The organism is Pseudoduganella violacea (assembly GCF_014191875.1).
Taxonomy (GTDB): Bacteria; Pseudomonadota; Gammaproteobacteria; order Burkholderiales; family Burkholderiaceae_D; genus Rugamonas; species Rugamonas violacea_A.
The window spans coordinates 1-25032 of the sequence record NZ_JACHXD010000027.1; the positions used below are offsets into that span (position 1 = coordinate 1).

At 63.2% G+C, this 25032-nt stretch carries 19 protein-coding genes, 1 tRNA gene and 1 other RNA gene; 5 read left to right on the top strand and 16 right to left on the bottom strand.

The window, feature by feature from the left end; genetic code table 11:
• Positions 1–82: 82 nt before the first annotated feature.
• The 7 genes from FHS03_RS26695 to FHS03_RS26725 all read right to left on the bottom strand — a co-directional run bounded on the left by FHS03_RS26695 (position 83) and on the right by FHS03_RS26725 (position 8099).
• Entirely contained in the window at positions 83–295 is a 213-nt protein-coding gene (locus FHS03_RS26695) for a BPSL0067 family protein (protein WP_183443946.1), read from the bottom strand.
• Positions 296–557: 262 nt separating this feature from the next.
• A complete protein-coding gene (locus tag FHS03_RS26700; RefSeq protein WP_183443947.1) occupies positions 558–1874 on the bottom strand; it encodes a type II toxin-antitoxin system HipA family toxin in 1317 nt (438 codons plus the stop codon).
• Positions 1875–2547: 673 nt separating this feature from the next.
• Positions 2548–2637: transfer RNA gene (locus FHS03_RS26705), tRNA-Ser, on the bottom strand.
• A gap of 44 nt (positions 2638–2681) precedes the next feature.
• The gene (locus FHS03_RS26710; RefSeq protein WP_183443948.1) at positions 2682–4724 is read right to left on the bottom strand and encodes a putative bifunctional diguanylate cyclase/phosphodiesterase; all 2043 of its coding nucleotides are present in this window, start codon (positions 4722–4724) and stop codon (positions 2682–2684) included.
• Positions 4721–5893, bottom strand: coding sequence for an HDOD domain-containing protein (locus FHS03_RS26715; protein WP_183443949.1), 1173 nt, complete (start codon positions 5891–5893; stop codon positions 4721–4723). The genes FHS03_RS26710 and FHS03_RS26715 overlap by 4 nt, the downstream gene beginning before the upstream one ends.
• 211 nt (positions 5894–6104) lie before the next feature.
• Positions 6105–6737, bottom strand: a complete 633-nt coding sequence (locus FHS03_RS26720; RefSeq protein WP_183443950.1) for a response regulator — start codon at positions 6735–6737, stop codon at positions 6105–6107.
• Positions 6738–6740: 3 nt separating this feature from the next.
• Positions 6741–8099, bottom strand: a complete 1359-nt coding sequence (locus FHS03_RS26725) for a cache domain-containing protein (protein ID WP_183443951.1) — start codon at positions 8097–8099, stop codon at positions 6741–6743.
• Between the two features lie 198 nt (positions 8100–8297).
• On the opposite strand from FHS03_RS26725, the gene FHS03_RS26730 reads away from it, so the two are divergent.
• The 4 genes from FHS03_RS26730 (at position 8298) to FHS03_RS26745 (ending at position 15697) form a co-directional block, all read left to right on the top strand.
• Entirely contained in the window at positions 8298–10355 is a 2058-nt protein-coding gene (locus FHS03_RS26730; protein WP_183443952.1) for a carbon starvation CstA family protein, read from the top strand.
• Between the two features lie 2 nt (positions 10356–10357).
• Positions 10358–10558, top strand: a complete 201-nt coding sequence (locus FHS03_RS26735) for a YbdD/YjiX family protein (RefSeq protein WP_183443953.1) — start codon at positions 10358–10360, stop codon at positions 10556–10558.
• A 218-nt stretch (positions 10559–10776) separates the two neighbouring features.
• The gene (locus FHS03_RS26740; protein WP_183443954.1) at positions 10777–13584 is read left to right on the top strand and encodes a hybrid sensor histidine kinase/response regulator; all 2808 of its coding nucleotides are present in this window, start codon (positions 10777–10779) and stop codon (positions 13582–13584) included.
• Between the two features lies 1 nt (position 13585).
• The gene (locus FHS03_RS26745) at positions 13586–15697 is read left to right on the top strand and encodes a putative bifunctional diguanylate cyclase/phosphodiesterase (RefSeq protein WP_183443955.1); all 2112 of its coding nucleotides are present in this window, start codon (positions 13586–13588) and stop codon (positions 15695–15697) included.
• Here FHS03_RS26745 and recR read toward each other — a convergent pair.
• The 6 genes from recR to ubiD all read right to left on the bottom strand — a co-directional run bounded on the left by recR (position 15694) and on the right by ubiD (position 21160).
• On the bottom strand, positions 15694–16284 hold the full coding sequence (gene recR / locus FHS03_RS26750) for a recombination mediator RecR (RefSeq protein ID WP_050408693.1): 591 nt from the start codon (positions 16282–16284) through the stop codon (positions 15694–15696). The two genes, FHS03_RS26745 and recR, sit on opposite strands and share 4 nt — an antisense overlap.
• A 2-nt stretch (positions 16285–16286) precedes the next feature.
• The gene (locus FHS03_RS26755; RefSeq protein ID WP_183443956.1) at positions 16287–16580 is read right to left on the bottom strand and encodes a YciI family protein; all 294 of its coding nucleotides are present in this window, start codon (positions 16578–16580) and stop codon (positions 16287–16289) included.
• 1 nt (position 16581) lies between these two features.
• Positions 16582–16908, bottom strand: coding sequence for a YbaB/EbfC family nucleoid-associated protein (locus FHS03_RS26760; protein WP_183443957.1), 327 nt, complete (start codon positions 16906–16908; stop codon positions 16582–16584).
• Between the two features lie 38 nt (positions 16909–16946).
• Complete coding sequence (gene dnaX, locus FHS03_RS26765; RefSeq protein WP_183443958.1) at positions 16947–19400, bottom strand: DNA polymerase III subunit gamma/tau; 2454 nt, start codon at positions 19398–19400, stop codon at positions 16947–16949.
• A gap of 120 nt (positions 19401–19520) precedes the next feature.
• Positions 19521–19619: signal recognition particle sRNA small type (gene ffs, locus FHS03_RS26770), an RNA gene on the bottom strand.
• 56 nt (positions 19620–19675) lie between these two features.
• Positions 19676–21160, bottom strand: a complete 1485-nt coding sequence (gene ubiD, locus FHS03_RS26775; protein ID WP_183443959.1) for a 4-hydroxy-3-polyprenylbenzoate decarboxylase — start codon at positions 21158–21160, stop codon at positions 19676–19678.
• Between the two features lie 474 nt (positions 21161–21634).
• Between ubiD and FHS03_RS26780 the strand changes: the two genes are divergently transcribed.
• On the top strand, positions 21635–22492 hold the full coding sequence (locus FHS03_RS26780) for a lytic transglycosylase domain-containing protein (RefSeq protein WP_183443960.1): 858 nt from the start codon (positions 21635–21637) through the stop codon (positions 22490–22492).
• Positions 22493–22542: 50 nt separating this feature from the next.
• On the opposite strand, the gene FHS03_RS26785 is transcribed toward FHS03_RS26780, so the two are convergent.
• The 3 genes from FHS03_RS26785 to FHS03_RS26795 all read right to left on the bottom strand — a co-directional run bounded on the left by FHS03_RS26785 (position 22543) and on the right by FHS03_RS26795 (position 24902).
• Entirely contained in the window at positions 22543–22875 is a 333-nt protein-coding gene (locus tag FHS03_RS26785; RefSeq protein WP_183443961.1) for a CCDC90 family protein, read from the bottom strand.
• An 87-nt stretch (positions 22876–22962) separates the two neighbouring features.
• Positions 22963–24240 carry a sensor histidine kinase gene (locus tag FHS03_RS26790; protein WP_183443962.1) on the bottom strand — a complete coding sequence of 426 codons (1278 nt, stop codon included), beginning with the start codon at positions 24238–24240 and terminating at the stop codon, positions 22963–22965.
• Positions 24237–24902 (bottom strand): response regulator transcription factor, encoded by a 666-nt coding sequence (locus FHS03_RS26795; protein WP_183443963.1) that lies wholly within the window; start codon positions 24900–24902, stop codon positions 24237–24239. The genes FHS03_RS26790 and FHS03_RS26795 overlap by 4 nt, the downstream gene beginning before the upstream one ends.
• Between the last annotated feature and the right edge of the window lie 130 nt (positions 24903–25032).

A 25032-nucleotide genomic window follows, 5' to 3' on the forward strand; every position in this document is an offset into this window, starting at 1 on the left:
CGTCAAATCGAACGGAAATATGCTTGATCGGCTCATAGTTCCACCTTTTTTGCGCACCAATCTCGCTAAAAGGGTGAATTGATCAGCGCTTCCCTTGGTTCGCGTATCGCCCATTAACGAAAGTGGCGATGGCTGTTCCCTTTTTCAGCAAACGGTTGCCAAAAACAGCAGTTCCTTGTTTCCAGGCGATCGTGGCTGGCGCTCCTGCATATTGACGAACCAATGCGACACATTGGTGATTGCCTACCATTTCCGAATTTTCCAGATCGTCAACTTTCGTGTAGGTGTAGGACATCGTGGTTCTCCTTGCTGTAGGAAGTGGGTAGATGTCTTAACTGTAGGACTGATGAGTTGGACGGTTTTTAAGCGAAAATAAACGAAGTGTGAATTTTCCCGAAAAGCAACAAAGCGTAGAAGACGCCCTCGACGCGCAGTACTGCCTGGCTCGTGGGCAGCGCAGATTGATTGCTAGCTGCAGCGGATTTTTATGTTTTTGTCCAGCCGTTGCACCAAGGCAGTTATCTTTTTTAGGGGAGCGCAGCAACGAAAGGTGATTTTCAGCTTTCTGATCCTGCTGAGGCATTGGACTTCACCGCCTGCCGCCGCATCAACGTCTGTACCATTGGGCGCGAATACAAGTGCTCCAACAATTTGGCTTTCTGGCCATCCAGGAGATCGCTTCGTTCAATCAAGGCCGGCCAACGCTCCAAGGCAAGCTGACATACTTTCGAAACTTCTTTGCGAAGCTTGGGTTCCGGAAGTCCGATGTCATTGGCAAATGCGCGCAACTGCTGCGGAGTCAGCCCTTCACGCGACTTCTGTTCTGGCGTGAATCGAAGAGCATGGCCAGAGCCTCGGACATAGACGCAATAGGCCACAATGTCGTAAGCAGGCGAAAGCTCAATTCGGCCATCATCATGGTGCAGAATGCCGATGTTTTTCAGATGGAAGTCGTAATTTCCAAGCAGTTCAGAAACTGCAATGCGTCGCGTGAGTTCCAGGACTGCTGACTCGCCTAATCCAGTGACGGCCAGCATCATTGCGGCGATATCGGCATAGGTGCCGCCGCTGTACTTATTTTGTGGATCTACTGACAGCACTTGAGCAAAGTCCTCGGCGTGCATTCTGCCCGGACAGTCACGGTCGAAGCGCTGCACGGCCAAGAAGTGGGTCGACCGCCCTAATGCGAGTTCCCCCTTATTGTCGATCAGGGTCAACGGTTCTAGCGTGGCCTTACACACGGTAACGCCAGCGGCATCGGCCAATTGCAGAGATAAGAGTTCGACTTGCGGCAATAAGTCGTATTGCGCCGCCGGCAGCTTGCCAATAATGTGACCGGAGTCCAGATGCCGCGCGGCGACAAAGCGTCCACCCTCTTTCACAAGGGCGATTTTGGGCTGCATGCCACTGAGGGAAATGCCGTCGTCCAGTGGATCATCGATTACCGTCATTTCCACGGAATCGTTATTCTGGGTCACTAAGCGCGCCGTCAATGATTTATCGCTTGGGGCTGGCGTCGCATAGACTTTGCCGGGTAGATCGCCTCCGCATGCTGCCAACAGCTCGAAGTGATCATCTTCATCGCACTTCCTCTCCATCGCGATGTGTTTGCGAAGAATACCCTCGGGTAGTAGGTTCTGGAAGAACGCTGGCAGCCGTCCGTTCCCAGGGGAATTTAGAATGGAGGAGAAGGGATCCAGTAACAGCGCTGGCGTCTGCGCTGGGTCGGCAGCTTGAAAGGACAGCGACAGCATTGGCCGCTCACGATCATTTGCATAGTCCGGCTCTACGGCCAAACGGATGATGTCACCATATTTGAACAGGTGGCCGATTTTTCTCTCACCCAGGCGGATTTCCAAAACACTGAGCTTCATTCATCATCCTTTTGAGATGAGTCGCTGGGGTCGCTCTCGAACAGCATCGGCCAAGGTCTTTACCTGTGGCGTGGGAGCGGCAGGTGGCGCGATGCTTGCGGATATTGCATTGGGGATAAGTACAAGATCCAGTTCAAGTTCATGTGCTATCGCGATGAGGGTTGAGAGCTTGGAGTCTTTCAAACCGGATAGCGCCGCACGGATGGATACCGCCGTGAGGCCCGTTCGGCGTTCGAGTTCTGCGGTTGTAAGCTTGCGCTCCCGCTTGGCTGATCGCAGGGTTTCAGCGATTCTTTGGGCTATCTTCATATGGATACTTAGCTATCTGATTTGATTATTCATGATAGTCCGGTATCGATTTTAGTTCAAGAAATCGCATACTTTGCTATCTGAATGGTGAATTTCGATACTTTGATATCCTAACAAGGAAACAACTAATGTGGGGATTTTTTGGATGTTTGCTGGTTTGTTACTTAAAAGCAATTGATTGGGAGATGGGACGCGCGCCTTCGGCGCGCGGGGCTGCCCGCGCAGCGGGCAGCAAACGGGCGATTCGAAGAGGGCTGGGCCAGTAGGCCCAGCCCTTCGAAACTCACACGGGGAGCGCGCAGGCGCTCCCCTCGCTTCCGCCAGGCAATAAAAAAACCGCCTGACGGCGGTTTGTTTTATTTCCTGGCGGAAGCGGTGAGATTCGAACTCACGAACGGTTTAACCCGTCGGCAGTTTTCAAGACTGCTGCCTTCAACCACTCGGCCACGCTTCCTGAAGGCCTGCATTATACAGATTTCACCGTCGCTTGCCACCAACTCATCCCTCGCGTCCCCAGCTTTCCTTGAGTGCTTTTTCAAATTCAGCCGCCGGCAGGGGTTTGGAGAACAAATACCCCTGCACTTCATCGCAGCCTGAATCTTTGAGGAAGGCCAGCTGCTCGACCGTCTCCACGCCTTCCGCAATCACCTTATGCTTGAGCTGCTGCGCGATGCTGATGATGGTGCTGGCAATCGCACAGTCGTTGGCATCCGTCGGGATGCCGGTGGTGAAGGAGCGGTCGATCTTGAGCGTGTCGATGGGGAAGCGCTTGAGGTACGAGAGGCTGGAGTAGCCGGTGCCGAAATCGTCCAGCGATAGGGTCACGCCTAGCGCGGTGATGCGGTCCATGATGCCGATCACGCGGTCGATATTGTGCATCAGCGTGCTCTCGGTGATCTCGAGTTCCAGCCACGAGGGTTCCAGGCCGTAGCGTTGCAGCGTGTCGCGCACGCGCCCCGGCAAGGCGGAGGTGAATTCGCGCGCGGAGACGTTCACCGCCAGGCGGATCGGCGGCAGCCCGGCTTCTTTCCAGGCTTGGGCCTGGGCGCAGGCGGCTTCCAGTACCCATTCGCCGAGCTGCACCACCAGACCCGTGGCTTCGGCCAGGGGGATGAATTCGGCGGGCGGCACCATGCCGCGTTCGGGATGGTGCCAGCGCACCAGCGCTTCGGCGCCGATGATGTGACCTGTCTGGATGGAGAATTTGGGCTGGTAGTGCAGCATCAGTTGGCCGTTGCCGAGCGCGTGGCGCAGGCCGGATTCGACGCGCATGCGTTCCTGCATGCCCTGGTTCATGTCCTGGCTGTAAAACGCGACATGCTCGCCGTCGCCCGTGCCTTGCTTGGCGCGGTACATGGCGATGTCGGCCAGGCGCAGCAGCGTCTCGGCGTCACCGCCGTCTTGCGGATAGACGCTGATGCCGATGCTGGCGCCCACGCGCAGATCGTGGCCGTCGATCATGAAGGGTTCGTTCAGCGCTGCGAGCAGCTTGTGCGCGACCATGCTGGCTTCGTAATGCTGGCCCAGTTCGAACAGGCCGACGGCGAATTCGTCGCCGCCCAGGCGCGCCACCACGTCCTGCTCGCGCAGCACGTGGCGGAAGCGTTGCGCCACTTCACGCAGCAGCTCGTCGCCAGTCTTGCGGCCCAGGGTGTCGTTAATCAGCTTGAAGCGGTTCAAGTCGATGAACAGCACGCAGCCATGCAGCTTGCTGCGCTGGGCCACCGTCAGCGCCTGGTCCACCAGCTTGGTGAGCAGGGTGCGGTTGGGCAGATTGGTGAGCGCGTCGTAGTACGCCAGGTGGTGGATGCGTTCTTCCGCCAGCTTGCGCTCGGTGATGTCGGTCAAATAGGCGATCAGGCCGATGGAGCGGTCATCCATATCGCACAGCGGCGACAGCGAGAGACTGGCCCAGAAGACTTCGCCGGATTTCTTGCGGCGCCGGACTTCCATCAGCCGCCCGCCCTGTTCCAGGAAATTGTCGTGGAAGGAGGCGTCTTCGTCGTCGTACAGGAAGAGGATGTTGCGGCCCACCGCTTCCACCGCGCTGTAGCCGAACAGGCGCTCGGCGCCTTTGTTCCAGCTGGTGATGAAGCCGTTCAGGTCCATGGTCAGCACGGATTCGTGGATCTGCTCCAGGATCTGCGACTGGTGCTGGAGCTGGGCTTCAACCTGCACATAGGCGTGCGTGGTGCGCTGGGCAACGGAGTGCACTTGCAGCACGCTGGCGGCCAGGGTCGCGAGGCTGGCCAGGTGCTGGCTGTCGGCGTCGCTGTAGCCGCTGCGGCCCGATACTTCGAAGCGGCCGAAGTAGTGTTCGTCGAAGCGCACTTCCTGGCGCAGGCCTTCGCCGGTGCCCAGCAAGAGCATGGCTTCTTCTTCGCCCGCCGGCACGTAGCGGCCTTCGGGACTGTTCATGACGCTGCGGGCGATCCGTCCGAGTTCTTCGGCTAGGACTGGTCCTCGCAGGCGCAGCACCGCGTCGCAGAGTGCCGCGCTGTTGCCCAGGAAGTCGGAGACCGGATGCGCCAGCGTGTTCATAGATTCCTGCTGACCTGGATCGCCCAGTGGTAGGCCTGCAGCAGGCCGCGCCAGTGGGTTTCTGTGTCGATGCCCAATGCCTGCAGGCGGGCGGGATCGGGACGTTCGGTTTCCGTCAGGGCCAGCATATCGCCCAGCGGGCCGGCGCGGTCAAGCAAGGCGCGCACCACGTCGAGGTCGAGACTGAGGGCGCTGACGATTTCCGTCATCGGCATGCCGAGCAAGACGTCGAGCAGGCTGAAAACGCCGGCGACGAAGGCCATGTCTTGCGCGTCGCGGTCGCCGCCGCGCTCCCTGCTCAGGAATTCCATTTGCGCGCCGCGCACGGCGGCCAGCGGCAGCAACGCGTTGGCGCCGCCGTCGTCCTGCTGGCGCGCGTAGAGCAGCAGCTGCAGCCAGCGCTGCAATTGGCGCCGGCCCAGCACATTAATGGCCTGGGTGAAGCTGTGGATCGGCGCGGGCGGCGCGAACGCGGCGGAGTTGACCAGCTTGAGCAGATGGTAGGCCAGCGCGGGGTCCTGCTTGAGCAGGATTTCCAGTTCGCGCGAGTCGGCGTCGCGCGCCAGCAGCCCAAGCAGGGCAAGCAGGCGTTTGCGCGAGGTGCCATCGCTATTGGGCGCTTCGGCCGCGCCCTCGCGGCTGTACGCGCCGCTGAACCAGGAGAAGCCGGCGCTGCGCCAGTTTGCCAGGCAGGCTTTGTCGGCCACATTGCTGACCCAGTGCGGACCGGCCAGCGTCAGGATCGAGACCATCGACGGCAGGCCGCCGCCGGCATCGGCCGACAAGGCGCGCATGCCAGCCTTGCCCGCATCGAGGCCGGCTTCGCCATCGACCATCAGGCGGAAGCCGCGTTCGGCCAGCGCGCGGCACCGGTTCTGTACCTCATTCCTGGCGCAGGCGGCGGCGGGAACACGCAAGATGGTGTGCTGGGCCGGCAGGCTGGCGGCCAGCGCTTCATCCACATGCAGCGGGTCGTCGAGGGAGACGATGAAATCGAGCGGCGCCAGCGCGGCGCGCATGTCCGGATAGGCAAATAGCTGTGCCAAGGCTGGCGCGGCCAGCCCGGCTTGGGGAGTGAGATGGAAAGCCAGTGCCACCCATTGATGCTGGGCGTTGGACACCGCTTGCAATCCCACGAGCGGGAAGGTACTTGAATCAGATGCGGACATCAGTTTCTCGGTGTGGTTATGCGTCAAATGGTAGAACAAGTATTAACTCTAAGCAACCATTTTTCATCGACGCAACGCACCCCAGACCTTTATCTCAAACTATGAAAGTGGCGCCGGCGAACCGGACGCAGGAATATACCAGAAATTGTCGAAGAAACCATGAGCCGCCTACTAGAGTGCAAGCTCAAAATTTTGCTCTTGCGCGGCGCGCCTATTCCGGCTTGCGGCCCTCGAATTGCACATGCTGGACGGCGTACTTGATCAGCTCCGCCTGGCCTTCGATGCCCAGCTTGCGCTTGATGTTCAGGCGGTGGGTTTCCACCGTGCGCACGCTCAGGTCAAGGTCGCGCGCGATCTGCTTGTTTGACTGGCCGTTGGCGATATGCTGCAGGACTTCGTGCTCGCGCGACGTCAGCTGGTTGTCCTGGTTCTGCGGGCGGGCCAGTTGGCGCGCCAGCGCGGCGCTGTAGTAGATCCCGCCCGACATCACGGTTTCGATCGCCACCACAATGTCCTTGCCCGGCGCGTCCTTCAGCACGTAGCCGCGCGCGCCGGCCTGGATCGCCTGCGATACATATTCCAGCTTGTCGTGCATGGACAGTATCAGCACGGCGATATCCGGGAAGCGATCGCGGAACTGGGCCGTGGCCTCGATGCCGTTCACGCCTCGCATATTGATATCCATAAGAACCAGGTCGGGCCTCTGCACGCTGGCCTGTTCCAGCGCCTCGGCCGCGCCGCCCGCCTCGGCCACCACTTCGAACTGCGGCATAGCCTCCAGCCGCGCGCGCAAGCCGTCGCGCACGAGGGGATGGTCGTCCACCAGCAGTATCCTGATCGTCATAAGCTAACTCCGGTTGTCTACCTGGGCCAGCACCGTGGTGCCGGCCGGCGAGGATGCGATCTCGAACTTGCCGCCGATCGCGTCCATGCGTTCCATCATATTGCGCAATCCGATGCCCCGCTTGGGGTGGACGGCGATGCCGTCGGCGTCGAAGCCGCTGCCGTTGTCGGTGATGCGCAGGCTGACGCGCTCCGGCGTGCCGGTCAGGCGGATCTCGATGCGGCTGGCGCCCGCGTGGCGCTCGATATTGGTCAATGCTTCCTGGGCGATGCGAAACAGCACCGTGTTGGCCACATCGGCCAGGCCTTCGGTGCAGCCCTCGGCCTTGAAATCGATCGGCGTGCCGCTATCGTGCTCGAACTCTTCGGCCAGGTGGCCCAGCGCCGCAGCCAGGCCCAGGTCATCCAGAATCGCGGGACGCAGATTATGCGAGATGCGGCGCACTTCGCCCAGCACATTGTTCAACTGCTCGGCCGTGTGTTCGAACACGGCTTGCGCCGCCTGCTGCTGTTCGGGATTGCCGGTCAGGCGGATGATGCCGGCTTCGATCTGCAATTTGATCGACACCAGCCACTGGCTGATGCCGTCGTGCAGATCGCGCGACAGGCGCGCCCTCTCCTCTTCCTGCGATTCAACCACGCGCTGGGCCAAGGCTTTAAGCTTGGCGTCGGCCACGCGCGACTCGCTCAGGTTCAGCGCCAGGCCGGAGAAGCCCACGGCCAGCGCGCTCAGTGCCGCGATGCCGGCGATCCACAGCATGGTGTTGCGGATATTGCCGCGCTGCTGGGCATCGACCTTTTCCAGCGCCTGGTCGACATCATCGAGATAGATGCCGGTGCCCATCATCCAGCCCCATTGCTCCAGCTGGATCACGTAACCGAGTTTGGGCGCGGCCTTATGGGTCGAAGGCTTGACCCAGGAATAGCGTTCCAGGCCGCCGCCGGCGCGGGCGCGCGCCAGCAGGCGCTGGATGGTGGGACGGCCTTGCCCGTCGCGCAACTCGAACAGGTTCTGCCCCACCAGCTCGGGCTGGCGCGGATGCATCAGGCTATTGCCCTGCATATCGTAGACGAAGAAGTAGCCGTCGTCGCCGAAGCTCAAGGAAGACAGGATGCGCTTGGCCTCGTCCAGCGTGGCGGGATCGCGTCGGCCGGAGCGGTATAGGTGGGCGACGGAATGCGTGGCCAGCGTCACGTAGTGCTTGAGTTCCGCCTCCTTGCTGGCGAGGTAGGCTTGCTCGATGGTTTCCTTCTGCTGGCGCGCCAGCGTGTTGGCCTGGTACTGCACGGCCAGCGCAATGGCGCACAGCGCCAGAAACAGCGGCGTGATGGCCAGGAAAATGACTTTCTGCTTCAACTTCATTGCAAGCTCGTAGCGACCAGTGAGTGAGGGGCATTGTACGCCGGGGCGAGGCGGACTTCCTACGTAGTACTACCTAGCCCGCCTGCGTAATCCTGCGCTTGCCCGAGATATTCGCTTCCTGAATACTTTATATAGGCTGAGCGCAGACCATAAGAATAAATCCCCTGCCCGCCATCCCGCTACCCATTGGAGGAAGTAATGAACCCTGTTTTGAGCAAATTTGGCTGGGCAGCGCTGTCGCTGGCTGGCGCGGGCGCGCTGGGCGTCGTGGCGCTGCAGCGCGGCGAACCAATCAGCGCCATCTGGATCGTGATCGCGGCCGTCTGCGTCTACCTGATCGCCTACCGTTTCTACAGCCTGTTCATCGCGCGCGACGTGATGGGCCTGGACCCGAAACGCATGACGCCCGCCTACAAATTCAACGATGGCCTGGACCACGTACCGACCAATAAGAACGTGCTGTTCGGCCACCACTTCGCCGCCATCGCTGGCGCTGGTCCGCTGGTCGGTCCGGTGCTGGCAGCGCAGATGGGCTACCTGCCCGGCATGTTGTGGATTCTGGCCGGGGTGGTGTTTGCCGGCGCGGTGCAGGACTTCATGGTGCTGTTCATCTCCATGCGCCGCGACGGCCGCTCGCTGGGCGACTTGATCAAATCCGAACTGGGGCCGATCCCCGGCAATATCGCCCTGCTCGGCACCTTCATGATCATGGTGATCATCCTGGCCGTGCTGGCCCTGATCGTGGTGAAGGCGCTGGCCGGCTCGCCATGGGGCAGTTTCACCGTGATGGCGACCATTCCCATCGCCCTGTTCATGGGCGTGTACTCGCGCTATGTGCGCGTGGGCCGCGTCGGCGAAGTCTCGCTGATCGGCTTTGTGCTGCTGATGGCGGCCATCTTCGGCGGCCAGTACGTGCAGGAGAATCCGGCCCTGGCGCCGCTGTTCACCTATACCGGCACGGAACTGACCTGGATGCTGATCGGCTACGGCTTCATCGCCTCCGTGCTGCCGGTGTGGCTGCTGCTGGCGCCGCGCGACTACCTGTCCACCTTCCTCAAGATCGGCACCATCGTCGGCCTGGCGCTGGGCATCCTGATCGCCGCGCCGTATCTGCAAATGCCGGCCGTGACCAAATTCATCGACGGCAGCGGCCCGGTATGGTCGGGCAACCTCTTCCCCTTCCTGTTCATCACGATTGCCTGCGGCGCCGTCTCCGGCTTCCACGCCCTGATCTCCTCCGGCACCACGCCCAAGATGATCGAGAACGAAACCCACGCCCGCTTCATCGGCTATGGCGCCATGCTGATGGAATCCTTCGTCGCCATCATGGCCCTGGTGGCCGCGTCGACCATCGAACCGGGCATCTACTTCGCCATGAACAGCCCGGCCGCGCTGATCGGCACCACCGCCGAATCGGCCGCGCAAGCCATCTCGCAATGGGGCTTCCGCGTCACGCCGGAAATGCTGACGCAGACCGCCAAGGACGTGGGTGAACACACCATCATCTCGCGCGCCGGCGGCGCACCGACGCTGGCCGTGGGCATGGCGCATATCCTGTCGAACGTCATCGGCGGCAAAGCCATGATGGCCTTCTGGTACCACTTCGCCATCCTGTTCGAAGCCCTGTTCATCCTGACCGCCGTCGACGCCGGCACGCGCGCCGGCCGCTTCATGCTGCAGGATCTGCTGGGCGCCTTCGCCCCATCGCTGAAACGCACCGACTCCGTGTTCGCCAGCCTGCTCGCCACCGGCTTGTGCGTGGCCGCCTGGGGCTACTTCCTGTACCAGGGCGTGGTCGATCCGCTGGGCGGCATCAACACCCTGTGGCCGCTGTTCGGCATCGCCAACCAGATGCTGGCCGGTATCGCGCTGATTCTCGCCACCTGCGTGCTGTTCAAGATGAAGCGCGCCCGCTTCGCCTGGGTCACGCTGCTGCCCACCGTCTGGCTGCTGCTGTGCACCCTGACCGCCGGCTGGCAGAAAATCTTCGCCGCCAATCCGAAAGTCGGCTTCCTCGCGCACGCCGCCAAATACCAGGCCGCGCTCGACAAAGGCGAACTACTGGCCCCGGCCAAATCGCTCGACCAGATGCGCCAGGTGATCTTCAACGACTACCTCGACGCCTCGCTGGCCGGCTTCTTCATCGTCGTCGTGCTGGCCGTGCTGATCTTCGGCGTGCGCACCGCCCTGGCCGCGCGCGCCAACGCCAAGCCGAGCCACAAGGAAAGCCCGGTACAGCTGATGCCGGCCGCCTGAGCATGTTGAACGAAATCGTCAAAGCAGGCCGCTACCTCGGACAAAGCATGCGTCTGATGGTCGGCTTGCCCGAATATGACAGCTACGTCGCCCATCGCGAAGCCACCCACCCCGGCGAGCCGATGATGAGCTACGAAGAATTCTTCCGCGAGCGGCAAGAAGCCCGCTACGGCGGCGCCGGCAAGCGCGGCGGCTGCTGCTAACCTTTGATCTTCCTCAACAAATGTCCACCCTGGTGTCAGGCACTAGGGCGGACATTCTTTGATCTAAATCAGCAAATGTCTAACCCTGGTGCCTGACACCAGGGTTAGACATTGTTTGATGTGGCGCAAAGGGGATGGGAAGGGGTTGCGTCGGCGCAAGGTGGGGGATGGGCAGGAGGCTATATTTTTCCTGTTGGAATCCTTTATCGGCGGCGGCAATGCTCAACTTCGAACGTTCCGGCCTTAGTCAGAAACTGACCATCATTTCGGTCCTGTCCACCGGCAGCGCTTTGCTGCTGGTGTTCCTGGCGTTCGCGCTGACGACGGTGCTCGGCCATGCGGATGATGAGCAGAAGCAGCTTGCCTCCCTGGCCGATGTGGTCGGGGCCAGCAGCGTGCAGGCTTTGCTGTTTGCCGATCGCGTGCAGGCGGAGCAGAACTTGGCGGCGCTGGCGGTGAAGGATCAGATTACGCGGGCCGCTCTGTTCGACCGCGAGGGCCGGGTGTTCGCCAGTTTTCCGGCGTCGTCCGCGCGCCCACCATCCTTGTCGCCGCAGGGCGTCGCGGCGCTGGTCGGCCAGCCGCTCAGCGAACGGGCCGGTGCGCCTTGGCGTCCGCTGACCCGCCTCTACCGGCCGGTGCGCGTGGGGCCGCATGCGATCGGCGCGGTGATGGTGGAGGCGGGCCAGCTCGGCATGTGGCTGGGCATCCTGAAGAACCTGGGCATCACGGGGGCGGCCACCGCCCTCTCCTTCCTGTTGGCGCAGATGCTGGCGGCGCGTTTCAAGGGCAGCATCGCGGAGCCGATCGGCAAGCTGGTGGCGGCGGCGCAACAGGTGTCGAGCAGCCAGACTTACTCGCAGGTGCAGCACAGCCGCAGTGATGAACTGGGCACGCTGATCGATAGCTTCAACCATATGCTGGCGCAGATCGAGAACCGCGATACGCGCTTGGCGCAGTACCGCGATCAGCTGGAGCGCCAGGTCAGCGTGCGCACCGAACAACTGGAGAAGGCGAAGAACGCGGCGGAGGCGGCGAGCCAGGCCAAGAGCGCCTTCCTGGCCACGATGAGCCACGAAATCCGCACGCCGATGAACGGGGTGCTGGGCATGACCGAGCTGCTGATGGCCACGCGCCTGAGCGAGGAACAGCGCCATTACACCAGCATGGTCAAGCGTTCGGGCGAGCATCTGCTGGTGATCATCAACGATATCCTGGACTTCTCCAAGATCGAGGCGGGCAAGCTGACGGTGGAGTACATCCATTTCAACTTCCGCGAGCTGCTGGACGATATCGATTATGTGTTTTCGCCGCAGGCGCAGGCCAAGGGGCTGGACCTGCATTTCGAGATCGCCAACGATATCCCGATCGCCATCTGCGGCGATCCGAACCGGCTGCGCCAGGTGATCGTGAACCTGATGGGCAATGCCATCAAGTTCACCGACAAGGGCCGCATCCAGCTCAAGGTCTACGTCACCGGCGAGGATGCGCAAACCGTGCGCATGCGCTTCGAGGTGCACGATACCGGCTTGGGCGTGGCGCGCGAGGCGCGCAGCCGCATCTTCGACTCCTTCTCCCAGGCCGATGGTTCGACCACACGCAAGCATGGCGGCACCGGCCTGGGGCTGGCGATTTCGCGCCAGCTGGTGGAGCTGATGGGCGGGCAGATCGGCGTCGACAACGCGCTCGCGCAAGGTTCGGTCTTCTGGTTCACCGTGCAGTTCGACAAGCGCCGTGTCGATGGCGACGAATCCGGCTTTAGCCAGAAGAGCAAGGGTTTGCGCGCGCTGATCGCCGATCCGCATCCGGACAGCCGCGCCGTGCTGGAACGCCTGCTTGGGCGCTGGCATCTGCACTGCGACAGCGCCGCCACGGCGGCGGAAGCGCTGCGCCTGCTGCACGCCGGCGCCAGCAGCGGCCAGCCCTACGACGCGGCCTTGCTGGATATGGACTTGCCAGGCATCAGCGGGCTGGCGCTGGCAGCCGAGATCAAGGCCGATGCCGCGCTGTCCGGCGTGCGCCTGCTGCTGCTCAGCACAGAGCGCAGCGCGGCCGATACGGTGCAGCGGCGCGAGGCCGGCGTGGCCTTCCAGCTGATCAAGCCGGCGCGCGACTGCGATCTGTATGAATGCCTGGTGACGCCGGCCCGCGGCGGCGAAGGCACGCGGCCGATGACGGCGCTGGCGCCCGCGGGCGCGCGGCTGCCGCGCGCCAAGCGTCCGCTGCGCGTGCTGCTGGCCGAGGACAATCCGGTCAATGTCGAAGTGGCGCTGGCCATGCTGAACAGCCTGGGACTGGACGCCGTTTGCGCCGGCAATGGCGAGGAAGCCTTGACGGCGGTGGGCGCCGCGCATTTCGACCTGCTGCTGATGGACTGCCAGATGCCGGTGATGGATGGCATGGCCGCCACCAAGGAAATCCGCCGCCGCGAAAAGCAGAGCGGCCACGCCCGCCACCTGCCGGTCATCGCCATCACGGCCAATGCCTTGCAGGGCGACCGCGAAAACTGCCTGGCGGCGGGCATGGACGATTATCTGAGCAAGCCTTTCAGCCGCCAGGCGCTGGCCGACACCCTGTCGCGCTGGATCGCGCTGCCGCGCGCCGCCAGCATGCATCACGCCGATCTGGCGCCGCCGCCGGAAAAGCCCGCAGTGGCGCAAGCCGCGCCGCCCGTAACGGTGCTGAACCGCCACGCGCTGGAGGCCATCCGCGCCCTCAGCGCCGATGGCGAGGCGCTGCTGCAGCGCGTGATCCACGCCTATGTGGACGATACGCCCGCCCATCTGCAAACCCTGCGCGAAGCCATCGCCTGCCTGAATATGGGCGGCATCCGCAAGGCCGCGCACAGTCTGAAATCAAGCAGCGCCAATGTCGGCGCCGACGCGCTGGCCCGGCTCTGCAAGGAAATGGAATTGCTGGGCCGCGCCGATTCCACCGAGGGCGCGGAAAAACTGTTGAGCAATATGGAGCGCGAGTTCCAGACGGTGCGTCATTCCCTGAGTGCCATCCTAGAGAAGGAAACCTGATATGGGCACACTACATTCCCCCAAACGCGGCACCGTGCTGGTGGCTGACGATGATCCCGTCATGCGCCTGCTGATGCTGGAGATGCTGGCGCAGGTCGGCTTGAACGCGGTGGAAGCGGCGGACGGCTCGGCAGCCCTGTCCTGCTTCCGCCAGATGTGCCCCGACCTGGTGCTGCTCGACGTGGACATGCCGGGCGTGGATGGCTTTACCGTCTGCCGCGAAATCCGCCAGATGGAGCATGGCGCCACGGTCCCCATCATCATGGTCACGGGCGGCGACGATCTGGAAGCGGTGACGCAGGCTTATGAGGTGGGCGCCACGGACTTCATTTCCAAGCCGATCAACTGGCCCATCCTCGGCCACCGCGTGCTGTACGTGCTGCGCGCCAGCGACGCCATCGCCCGCCTGCGCATCGCCGACGCCCACAACCGCGCCGTGCTGGCGGCAATTCCCGACACCTTCTTCCGCCTCAGTCCCGAGGGTTTTTATCTGGACTATGAGCAGGGCCATGGCCCCGGCGCCACCTTGGCCGAAACGCGCTGCGTGGGCCGCCACGTCAGCGAGGTGCTGCCCGCCCCCATCGCGCAGCGTTTGATGCTGGAGCTGGAATGCGTGCTCGACACCCACGACATCCGTTCCGTCGACTATGAGCTGTTCAGCGGCGGCATGCTGCACCACTTCGAGGCGCGCCTGGTCAATACCGGCGCGGGCGAGGTGCTGGGCCTGGTGCGCGACATCAGCGAGCGCAAACGCACGGAGGACCAGATCCGCCGCCTGGCCTACTGCGACAGCCTGACCGGCATCCCCAACCGCCAGGCCTTCCTCGAATCGCTGGAGCATGAGCTGCAGCGCTCGCGCGCCGGCGGGTGCAAGTTCGCCGTGCTGTTCATGGACCTGGATTCCTTCAAGCGCATCAACGACACGCTGGGCCACAATGTGGGCGACCTGCTGCTGCAAGCCGTCTCGGAGCGCCTGCATGAAACCATCCGCCCCGGCGACACGGTGTCCCTGCTTGGCCACGGCAGCCTGGCGCGCCTGGGCGGCGACGAGTTCACCATCCTGATCCCCGACCTGCAGCAGGTCGAGGATGCGCTGCATGTGGCGCAGCGCGTCAAGGACGCCATGCGCCGCCCCTTCCAGCTCGACGGCCATGAAATCTTCGTCACGGCCAGCATCGGCATCTCACTGTATCCGCAGGACGGCGAGGACAGCAGCTCCCTGCTCAAGTACGCCGACACCGCCATGTACCACGCCAAGAACTGCGGCAAGGACAATGCGAAGCTGTACAGCTCTTCGCTGACGATGCAGATCATGAGCCATGTGAAGCTGGAGGTCGGCCTGCGCAAAGCCTTGCAGAACGATGAGCTGTATCTGCTGTACCAGCCCCAGGTCGATGTGTCCAGCGCCCAGCTGGTGGGCGTGGAGGCGCTGGTACGCTGGCGCCATCCCGAGCACGGCGTGATTCCCCCCAATGAATTCATCCCGCTGGCCGAAGAAACAGGGCTGATCGTACCGATCGGCGAGTGGGTGCTGCGCACCGCCTGCAAGCAGGCGCGCGCCTGGCAGCAGGCTTGCCAGCGGCCGGTGCGCATGGCGGTCAACCTCTCGGCCAAGCAATTCAAGGACGAGAACCTGAGCCAGATCGTGGTCTCGGCCCTGCACGACACGGGGCTGGAGCCGCGCCTGCTGGAGCTGGAGCTGACCGAAGGCACGCTGATGGACGACGCGCGCGCCACCATGGCCACGCTGGACCAGCTGCGCGGCATCGGCGTCTACCTTTCGATCGACGATTTCGGCACCGGCTATTCATCCATGAGCTATCTGAAGCGCTTCGATGTGCGGGCGCTCAAGATCGACAAGAGCTTCATCAGCGGCCTGCCGCAGGATTCGGAGAATGCCGCCATCACGCGCGCCATCATCGCCATGGCACACGGCTTGAAAATGGTGGTGGTGGCGGAAGGCGTGGAAACCAATGCCCAGCTTCATTTGCTGGAGCAGTATGGCTGCGATCTGGTGCAGGGATTTTTCCTCGGCCATCCATCGCCGCAGGAATCGATCGCGCAGATGCTCAACCGGCAGCGCCTGTTGAGCGTTCCGCTGTCCGGCACCTAGGTGCTGCGCCGGTCCAGCATGGCGCGGGCGATGGTGCCCGCATCCACATATTCGAGTTCGCCGCCGACCGGCACGCCGCGCGCCAGGCGGCTAACCTGCAGGCCGCGCGCTTTCAGCATCTCGCTGATGTAGTGGGCCGTGGCTTCGCCTTCGTTGGTGAAGTTCGTCGCCAAGACCACCTCGCTCACCACGCCGTCGCTGGCGCGCGCCAGCAGTTTTTCCAGGTGGATGTCCTTGGGGCCGATGCCGTCCAGCGGCGACAGGCGGCCCATCAGCACAAAGTACAGCCCTTTGTAAGTCAGGGTCTGCTCGATCATCATCTGGTCGGCCGGCGTTTCGACCACGCACAACAGGCGGCGGTCGCGCTCCTCGTCGATGCAGGTGTCGCAGGTCTCGGTTTCGGTGAAGGTATTGCACAGGGCGCAGTGGTGCACCGCGTCCACCGCCTGGTACAGGGCGCGTGACAGCTGGGCCGCGCCTTCGCGGTCATGCTGCAGCAGGTGGAAAGCCATGCGCTGCGCCGATTTCGGCCCAACGCCGGGCAGGCGGCGCAGCGCCTCCGTCAGGAATTCAAGCGACTTGGACATGGCTAACCCTGATGCTGGAACTGGCTCAGCGCCTCGGCCGCCATGGTGGGAACGAATTCCGTGATCGCGTAGCTGGCCACGCCGGCCTGCTTGAACGGGTCCAGCTCGATCACGGCTTCGATATCGGCCCGGCTGTCCGCCATGGCCAGGATGATGCCGCCGGTGCGCGGCACCATGCGGCCGGATAGCAGGAAGGTGCCGTTCGCATATTGCTCACGCAAATACTCACGATGCGCGCCGAGCAGAGCGTCGATCTCCGCGGCGGGCTTCAGGTAAGTGAGCGCGATGACGAACATTTTAGAATGGCATTTTGAAGCCGGCTGGCAGATTCATGCCGGCGGTCAGGCCGCTCATTTTCTCGGCGGCGGTGGCTTCAGCCTTGCGCACGGCGTCGTTGAAGGCGGCGGCCACCAGGTCTTCCAGCATGTCCTTGTCGTCGGCCAGCAGCGATGGATCGATGGTGACGCGCTTCACATCGTTTTTGCAAGTCATGACGACTTTCACCAAGCCGGCGCCGGACTGGCCTTCGACCTCGATGCTGCCCAGCGATTCCTGGGCTTTCTTCATATTGTCCTGCATTGCTTGCGCCTGTTTCATCAGGCCGGCCAGTTGATTTTTCATCATGATGGTGTTTCTCCGTAAGGCTAGGGTTTGTATTCAGTTTAATGCGCGGGCGTCTGCGGCGCCACTATCGATCCCGGTACGATGAAAGCGCCGAATTCGCGGATCATGCTTTTCACGAAGGGATCGCTGGCGACCGTCGCTTCCGCCGCGCGCTGGCAGGCGTCGCGGTGGGCCTGGGCTTCGGCGCTGGTGGTGTACCAGACCGCGCCGGTTTCCGATTCCACGCGCACCACGCGCTGGAAGCGCTCAGCCAGGGCGGCCGTGAGTTTTTCCACGTTGGCGGGCGTGCGCCAGGTTTCGATCGGGCAGCGGATGCGGAACAGCGCGGCGTTGCCGTCGATGCTGCAATCGATCAGCTCCGACTGCGTGGCCAGCTGCTGCGCCACGCCGCGCAGCGGCAGGTGGGCGGCCAGCAGCGGCCAATTGCCGTCCCAGTCCAGCTCAGGAACGGGGGTGATCACATATTCGTAAGGCGGTTTCGCTGGCGCTGCCTGGCGCGGCGCGGCGGCGGCAACAGGCGCCTCGTCATAGCCGAATTGCGAAGCGCTGGCCGGCATGGCGGAATCGTCGGAGAACTCCGTCACCCAGGGCGGCAGATCGTCTTCCTCGGACTGCTGGCGCACCGGAGCGCGTGGCGCTGCTTGCGGCGCGGCTTGCGCAGCGGACGGCATCATGGCTGGCGCGGCGGCCTGCGCCGGCGCTTCCATCACGGCCGCGCTGGCGGACGCGTCGTCCCAAGGCGCGGCGGCGCGGGCAACTGGCGCCCCGCCCGCCGATGCATCTTCCCACGGCGCGGGACGCGCCGCCGCTGGTTGCGCGGCGGCGCCAAAGCCGCCAGCCGACGGCGCCGGCGCGGTGCTTGGCGCGGGCGCAAAGGCTGGAGCCGGCGCAGGAACGGCTGGCGCTGGCGCGGCAGCCGCTGGCGCATCGCTTTCGAGCGGCGTGGTTTTCATTGGCGGCCGCGCGCCAGTACGGGCGGCCGTGGCGGCGCGGGCCGCTTCCAGCGCCGCATTGATGGCGGCGCGCGCGGGGCTCAGCGGCGCAGCGGCGGCAGCCGGACGGGCGGCTGGCGCGACGGCCGGCTGATGCTGCGGCTGGACATGGTTCGGCACAACAGCCGGCGGCGCCACCGGAATCGGCGCTGCCGCCACTGGGGCTTGCGGCATGGGCGCGCCAGCGGCGGCGCCATACGCGGGCGGCTCGCTGGCCGCAGGCTGGGCGGCGGCCATTGCGGCGGCGGCCGGATTCGGGATCACGCTGGCATGGCTGACGGTGGAAGCCGATGCCGCGCGCGCCGGCATGCCGGCCGCAGCGGCGGCGGCACGGGCCGGATTCGCGCCGGACGGACGAGCCGCTACCGGGGCAGCGGCCGGTACGCCGTCCGCCCCGCCGATGCCGGGCCGAAAGGCAAGCATGCGTAACAGGGTCATGGAGAAGCCGGCGTATTCGTCGGGCGCCAGGCCCAGCTCATTGCGGCCATGGACGGCGATCTGATAATACAGCTGGACTTCTTCCGCGTCGAAAGCGCCGGCCAGGCGCACGATGTCGGCGTACTCCGGCAGATCTTCCGGCACGGCCGCAGGCACGGTCTGCGCCAGCGCGATCCGGTGCAGCAAGGTGCCCAGATCCTGCAAGGCGCCGTTGTACGACAGGCTGCGCGTGGCCATTTCGTCGGCCACCGCCATCAGGTCGGCGCCATCCTGTTTGGACAGCGCATCGAGCAGGCGGATCAGATAGGACTGGTCGAGCGCGCCGAGCATGCCCTGCACCGCATCCAGCGTCACCGCGCCGGCGGCGTAGGCAATCGCCTGGTCGGTCAGCGACAGCGCGTCGCGCATCGAACCGTGCGCGCCCTGGGCCAGCAGGCGCAAGGCGGGATGCTCGAAGCTCACATTTTCCTGGCCCAGGATGTTTTCCAGGTGGCCGACGATATGCCCCGGCGGCATCTGCTTGAGATTGAACTGCAGGCAGCGCGACAGCACCGTGACCGGAATTTTTTGCGGGTCGGTGGTCGCCAGGATGAATTTCACGTGCTCGGGCGGTTCTTCCAGCGTCTTCAACATGGAGTTGAAGGCGTGGTTGGTCAGCATGTGCACCTCGTCGATCATATAGACCTTGAAGCGCGCGTTGGAAGGCGCGTACACCGCCTGCTCCAGCAGCTGGGCCATTTCATCGACGCCACGGTTCGACGCCGCGTCCATCTCTATATAGTCGACGAAGCGGCCGCCGTCGATGGCGGTACAGGCTTCGCACACGCCGCAGGGCGTGGCGGTGATGCCGCCCGTGCCGTCCGGCCCGACGCAGTTGAGCGATTTGGCCAGAATGCGCGACAAGGTAGTCTTGCCGACGCCGCGCGTACCCGTGAACAGATAGGCGTGGTGCAGGCGGCCGCTGTGCAGCGCATGCGTGAGCGCGCGCACGACGTGCTCCTGGCCGACGAGCGTTTCAAAGTTCCGGGGACGGTATTTGCGAGCTAGGACTTGATAGGACATTCGCTGATTTTACCGTAGATGCCCGTCCAGCGGACAAGATTAGGCGGTGCGCGCCCGCTTCGGGCTGTCTTCGCGTTGGAGCGGAAATGAAAAAAGCTGCCCGGGGCAGCTTTTTCGATAAGAGGCGAGCCTGATCTGCGGCACTTGCGGTGAACAGCTTTGGCTGCTTCGTTCCCGACCTGACCAGGTTAACCGTGCCACAATGCGCAGGGGCCCGCCAGATGCAATTATAACCGACCGGCGGATTTCGTGGGTGCGGAATCGCACCCTGCCGTTTACAGGCCGAGCTGCTGCCAGATCTGGTCCACGCGCCCCTTCACTTCCGGCGTCATCTGGATGGTCGTGCCCCATTCGCGGCTGGTTTCACCCGGCCACTTATTGGTCGCGTCGATGCCCATCTTGCTGCCCAGGCCACTGATGGGCGAAGCGAAGTCCAGATAATCGATCGGCGTGTTGTCGACCAGGGTGGTGTCGCGGATCGGATCGACGCGGCTGGTAATGGCCCAGATCACCTCTTTCCAGTCGCGGATGTTCACATCCTCGTCCACCACCACAATGAACTTGGTATACATGAACTGGCGCAGGAAGCTCCACACGCCGAACATCACGCGCTTGGCGTGGCCGGCATACTGCTTGCGGATCTGCACCACGGCCATGCGGTAGCTGCAGCCTTCCGGCGGCAGATAGAAATCGGTGATTTCGCTGAACTGCTTTTGCAGCAGCGGCACGAAGACTTCGTTCAGCGCCAGGCCCAGCACCGCCGGCTCGTCCGGCGGCTTGCCCGTATACGTGGAGTGGTAAATCGGATCGCGCCGCATCGTGATGCGGTCGATGGTGAAGACCGGGAACCAGTCCTGCTCATTATAGTAGCCGGTGTGGTCGCCATACGGTCCTTCCAGCGCATGCTCGTAGCCGGACGGGTGATTCTCGTCCGGATAGATATGCCCTTCCAGCACGATTTCGGCCGATGCCGGCACGCGCAACTCGCTGCCGATGGCCTTGACCAGCTCCGTGCGGCTGCCGCGCAGCAGGCCGGCGAACTGGTATTCGGACAGCGAATCCGGCACCGGCGTCACCGCGCCCAGAATCGTGGCCGGGTCGGCGCCCAGCGCCACCGCCACCGGATACGGCTGGCCCTTGTTCTTGATGGCGTGCTCGCGGAAATCGAGCGCGCCGCCGCGATGCGCCAGCCAACGCATGATGACCTTGTTCCGGCCCAGCACCTGCTGGCGGTAGATGCCCAGGTTCTGCCGCTTCTTATTCGGCCCCTTGGTAATCACCAGGCCCCAGGTAATCAGCGGCGCCACATCGCCCGGCCAGCAGTGCTGGATCGGCAAGCGGCCCAGGTCGACGTCATTCCCCTCCCAGACGACTTCCTGGCAAGGCGCGCCGCGCATTTCCCTCGGCGCCATATCCCATAAGGCTTTGACCAGCGAGCCGAGGCCCATCAGATCCTTGAAATCCTTGGGCGGCTCGGGTTCTTTCAGGCGCGCCAGCACATGGCCGATCTTGCGCAGCTCGCCCAGATCCTCGGCGCCCATGCCCAGTGCCACGCGGCGCGTGGTGCCGAACAGATTGCCCAGCACGGGGATGTCGAAACCGGCCGGTTTCTCGAACAGCAGGGCCGGACCTTCGGCGCGCAAGGTGCGGTCGCAGATCTCGGTCATCTCCAAATATGGCGAAATTGGCAAGGAAATGTGCTTTAGTTCGCCCATGCGTTGCAGTTGGGAAATAAAATCTCGCAGATCCGAATATTTCATACTTTTTTACGATTTTTTCTGTTTAAACAGGCTAACTGAAGAGTTTCGATCAAGTGCTTGATTCTATTGGTTTTTGCTCAAACCTGCCTGGGAAACCTATATCCAAAAGTAATAAAGAATCGATTCTTTAGTATTGACGTGGTATATTGTGCCTCCTACAATCCACCCTACTTGAAGAGGACATGGCAAGAACGCCAACTAATTGTCGCTCATTCATTCACGGAGTCGGGGCTCCACATGACATTTTAAGGAGTGTTTTTCACGAGGCGTCTGCCTCCTCCCCCGAAAAAAGTTGTATTGCGACTGGTTCTACATATAAGTAATCAGCTCTAGCAAGCAATGATGGCGTCCAGCGCGCGGGCCTACGGCCGCGGCGGGCGATGATAATTCTGATGCACGGCTTTGGCACACCGGCACGACCGCGCTTTTGCGCGGCGATGGTGCGTCCTCGGCGGTCATTCCAGAGGAGTTTCTATGAACCATAATCTGATTGCGCGGCTGTCCATGCCGCAAATTTCAGTGCGTAGTCTTCTGACTACGGCTCAGCACACGCTGACGATCTTTGGCGTTTCCGCCCTGGTAGTAATTGCAGTACTGTTTGTCCGTCCCGACCTGGCTCGCCAACTGAGCAAAAGTCTGACGGAAGAGCCGGCCCCTGAAGTCGTCGCCGTGGTGGCGCCACCGCTGCACGAATTGATGGACGCGTCGGCCGCCACCGCCACCAAAACCAGCACAGCGGCCCCGCTGACGCCGGAAGAAAAAGCCCTGATGGGCACCCGCAAGCAGCAGGAATGGGTGACCAGCTGGCTGTCCAAGCGCTACCGCGTGGCCGGCGATGCGGCCAATATGCTGGTCTCGACCGCGTATCTGACCGCGCATGAGATCAAACTCGACCCGCTGCTGATCCTGGCCGTGATGGCGATCGAATCCGGCCTGAATCCGTTCGCGGAAAGCCCGATGGGCGCGCAAGGCCTGATGCAGGTGATGTCCAAGGTGCACCACGACCGCTTCCAGGAAATGGGCGGCGTGCAAGCGGCGCTGAATCCGGTGGCCAATATCCGCGTCGGTTCGCAAATCCTGAAGGATTATGTGACCCGTGGCGGCTCGGTCGAAGCCGGCCTGAAAACCTATGTCGGCGCCGCCGCCTTTGAAACCGATGACGGCTATGGCTCGAAAGTGCTGGCGGAGTACAAGCGCCTGAAACAAGTCTCGACCGGCAAGAAAGTACCGACGATCACGCCGATCATGGCGGCCGCCCCGGCCCCGAAAACCACCACCGTCGCCAGCAGTGGCGCCAAACCGATGGAAACGGAACAACTGGCTGGCCTGTAATCCAGCCGGCGGAAACGATGAAGCCACCTTGCGGTGGCTTTTTTTTCGTCTCAGAACAGCAGCTTCACAACGATGGCAGTGAGCAGGCCTGTCTGAATGAGGCCAAAAGCGGCGCCGACCAACAATATCCAGCGCATCATATTCTGGCCTTGCTCGGCCATGGCCTGGCGCAGTTCAGCCACAACCTTGTCCGTATAAGCACGCTGCTTCTCAAACTCGGCCGTCATCTTGCATTCGAGTTTTTCGACAGCGGTGGCAACGCTTGTGATTTCCAGCATGATCTCCCCCGTCGTTTCTGCCAATACATCTGCCTGGGAGGGTGAGAAACCTGCATCAATCAGGCGTCTGGCGTATTGATGGGCATCGAAATTGGCGGCAACCATATGCAACTCCGTCTGTGGAATGATTATGCCATGGTCCCACGCATACCTTCGCCCGCCTTGGAGGCGGCGCAAAGCCGCGCCGGCTTTTTACGCTGGAAACTGCAAGCTGGCGCGCACGCCTGCGGCGCTGCCACTGGCGTTGGCGACATGCAGCCTGATGCCATGGCGCTGGGCCAGGCGCTGCGCGATCGACAGACCCAGACCCAGTCCTTGACTGCCCTCCCCTTTGACACCGGCTTCGTAAAGACGCTCGGCCACGGCGGGGGAAATGCCGCTGCCGCTATCGCTGACCACCAGGCTGTTGTCTTCAAACGTAATCCTGACTTCACCTTGCTGGGTATTGGCGAAGGCATTGCTGACCAGATTGGAAAGCAGGATATCGAGCACCGCGGCGGGGCAGCGCGCTTGCGCGGACGCATCCACCGCAACGGCAACATGCACCGGCTTGCCGTCGAGCAGATGGGCGAAGCGCACCACGGCCGCTTCGATGGATGGCAGCAGCGCGCTGGCGCTGGCGGCCGGCGCTGCGTCCTCACGGGCCAGCGCCAGCAGCGCGGCCAGGCTTTGCTCCATGTGGCTTGCGGCGCTGCGGATGCGCGCAAGCTGGTCGGCCGCTTGCGGCGCGAGCGGCTGCTGCCCCAGCAGATAAGCCGCGCCGCCGATCACGGCCAGCGGCGTGCGCAGTTCATGGCTAGCGTCGCGCGTGAAATGCTGTTCGCGCTCGATGAAGGCGGCGGTGCGGGCCAAGGCCTCTTCCAGAGCGCGGGCCAGGGCGCCGATTTCATTGTCGGGAAAAGCGGCGGCGAACTGGCGCGGCAACTGTTCCGGCTTCGCCCCCGCAACCAGTTGTGCCAGCCGCGTCAGCGGCGCGCTAGCCCGCCCCGCCAGCCAGTAGCCCAGCAGCAGCGTGAAGGCGACGATCGCCAGCATCGCGGCGCCCAGAAAACCCAGGATGAATGGCAGGCGCGGACGCACCACCAGCTCGCCGCTGACTTCCGCCAATAAATATAGCGGAGCCGCGCGGCCCGCGAGCCGCAGCTCGCGCAGATGGTAGTGGCGGCCTTGCTCGCCGAAGAATTCTCCGCTGCGTGGTCCGGCTGGCAGCTGGGCCGACAGGTCGGCCGGCAACTGGTCCGCGCCGTCCAGCACACGCACGGTGTCACGCAAGGGCCGCGCCAGCACGCCATGCTCGGCCCAGCTGCGCTGCTGGTGCATGGTTTCCTGCCTCAGGATATTGGCGAAGAAATCGTCTTCGACCGCGTACACGAACAGCAGGCCGAACACGCTGAAGCACAGCGCGGTAAGCAAGGCCACCAGGGCGAAAGCCAGCATCAGCCGGCGGCGCAGGCTCGCGGCGGGCTTCATGCCGTCGCGTCCAGACGGAAGCCAACGCCGTGCACGGTATGCAGCATGGGTTTGTCGAAAGGCTTGTCGAGTTCCTGGCGCAACAGGTAGAGATGGCTGCGCAGGGCGTCGGAATCGGGTGGTTCGTCCTGCCACAGCTTGCGCGTCAGCTCGGAGCGCGTGAGGATGCGCGGATGGGCTTCGGCCAGCGCCAGCAAAATGCGGTAGGCCTGCGGATTCAGCTTGAGCGCCTGCCCGGCGCGCGTGGCCGTCTGGCTGCGGCGATCGATGCGCAGCGCGCCAACCGCCAATTGATAATCCTGCCGGCGCAGCGCCAGGGCGCGGCAGCGCGCCAGCAATTCCTCCGGCGCAAAGGGCTTGACCAGATAATCGTCGGCGCCGCTGTCGAAGCCGGCGAGCTTGTCCTGCAAGGTGTCGCGCGCGGTCAGCATCAGGACGGGGAGGCGGCGCGGCAGCTCGCGGCGCAGATGGCGGCAGACTTCCAGGCCATCCATACCCGGCAGGGCCAGATCGAGGACCAGCACATCATAATCCTGTTCCAGCGCCAGCTTCAAACCATGCAGGCCGTCGCCGGCAAAGTCCGCACTATAGCCGCCCTGCTCCAGCACCTCCGCCAGGTTGCGGGCCAGCAGAGCGTTGTCCTCCACCACCAGTACATTCATCGTCGTCTATCCCTTGGCCAGCCCCTGCAGATGATGCCAGCAGGCGCGTGAACCCGATGTGAAAATCCGCACCAACCAGCCGAGCCCGTGTCCACCATGGTGCCTGGCACCATGGTGGACACGGGCTCGG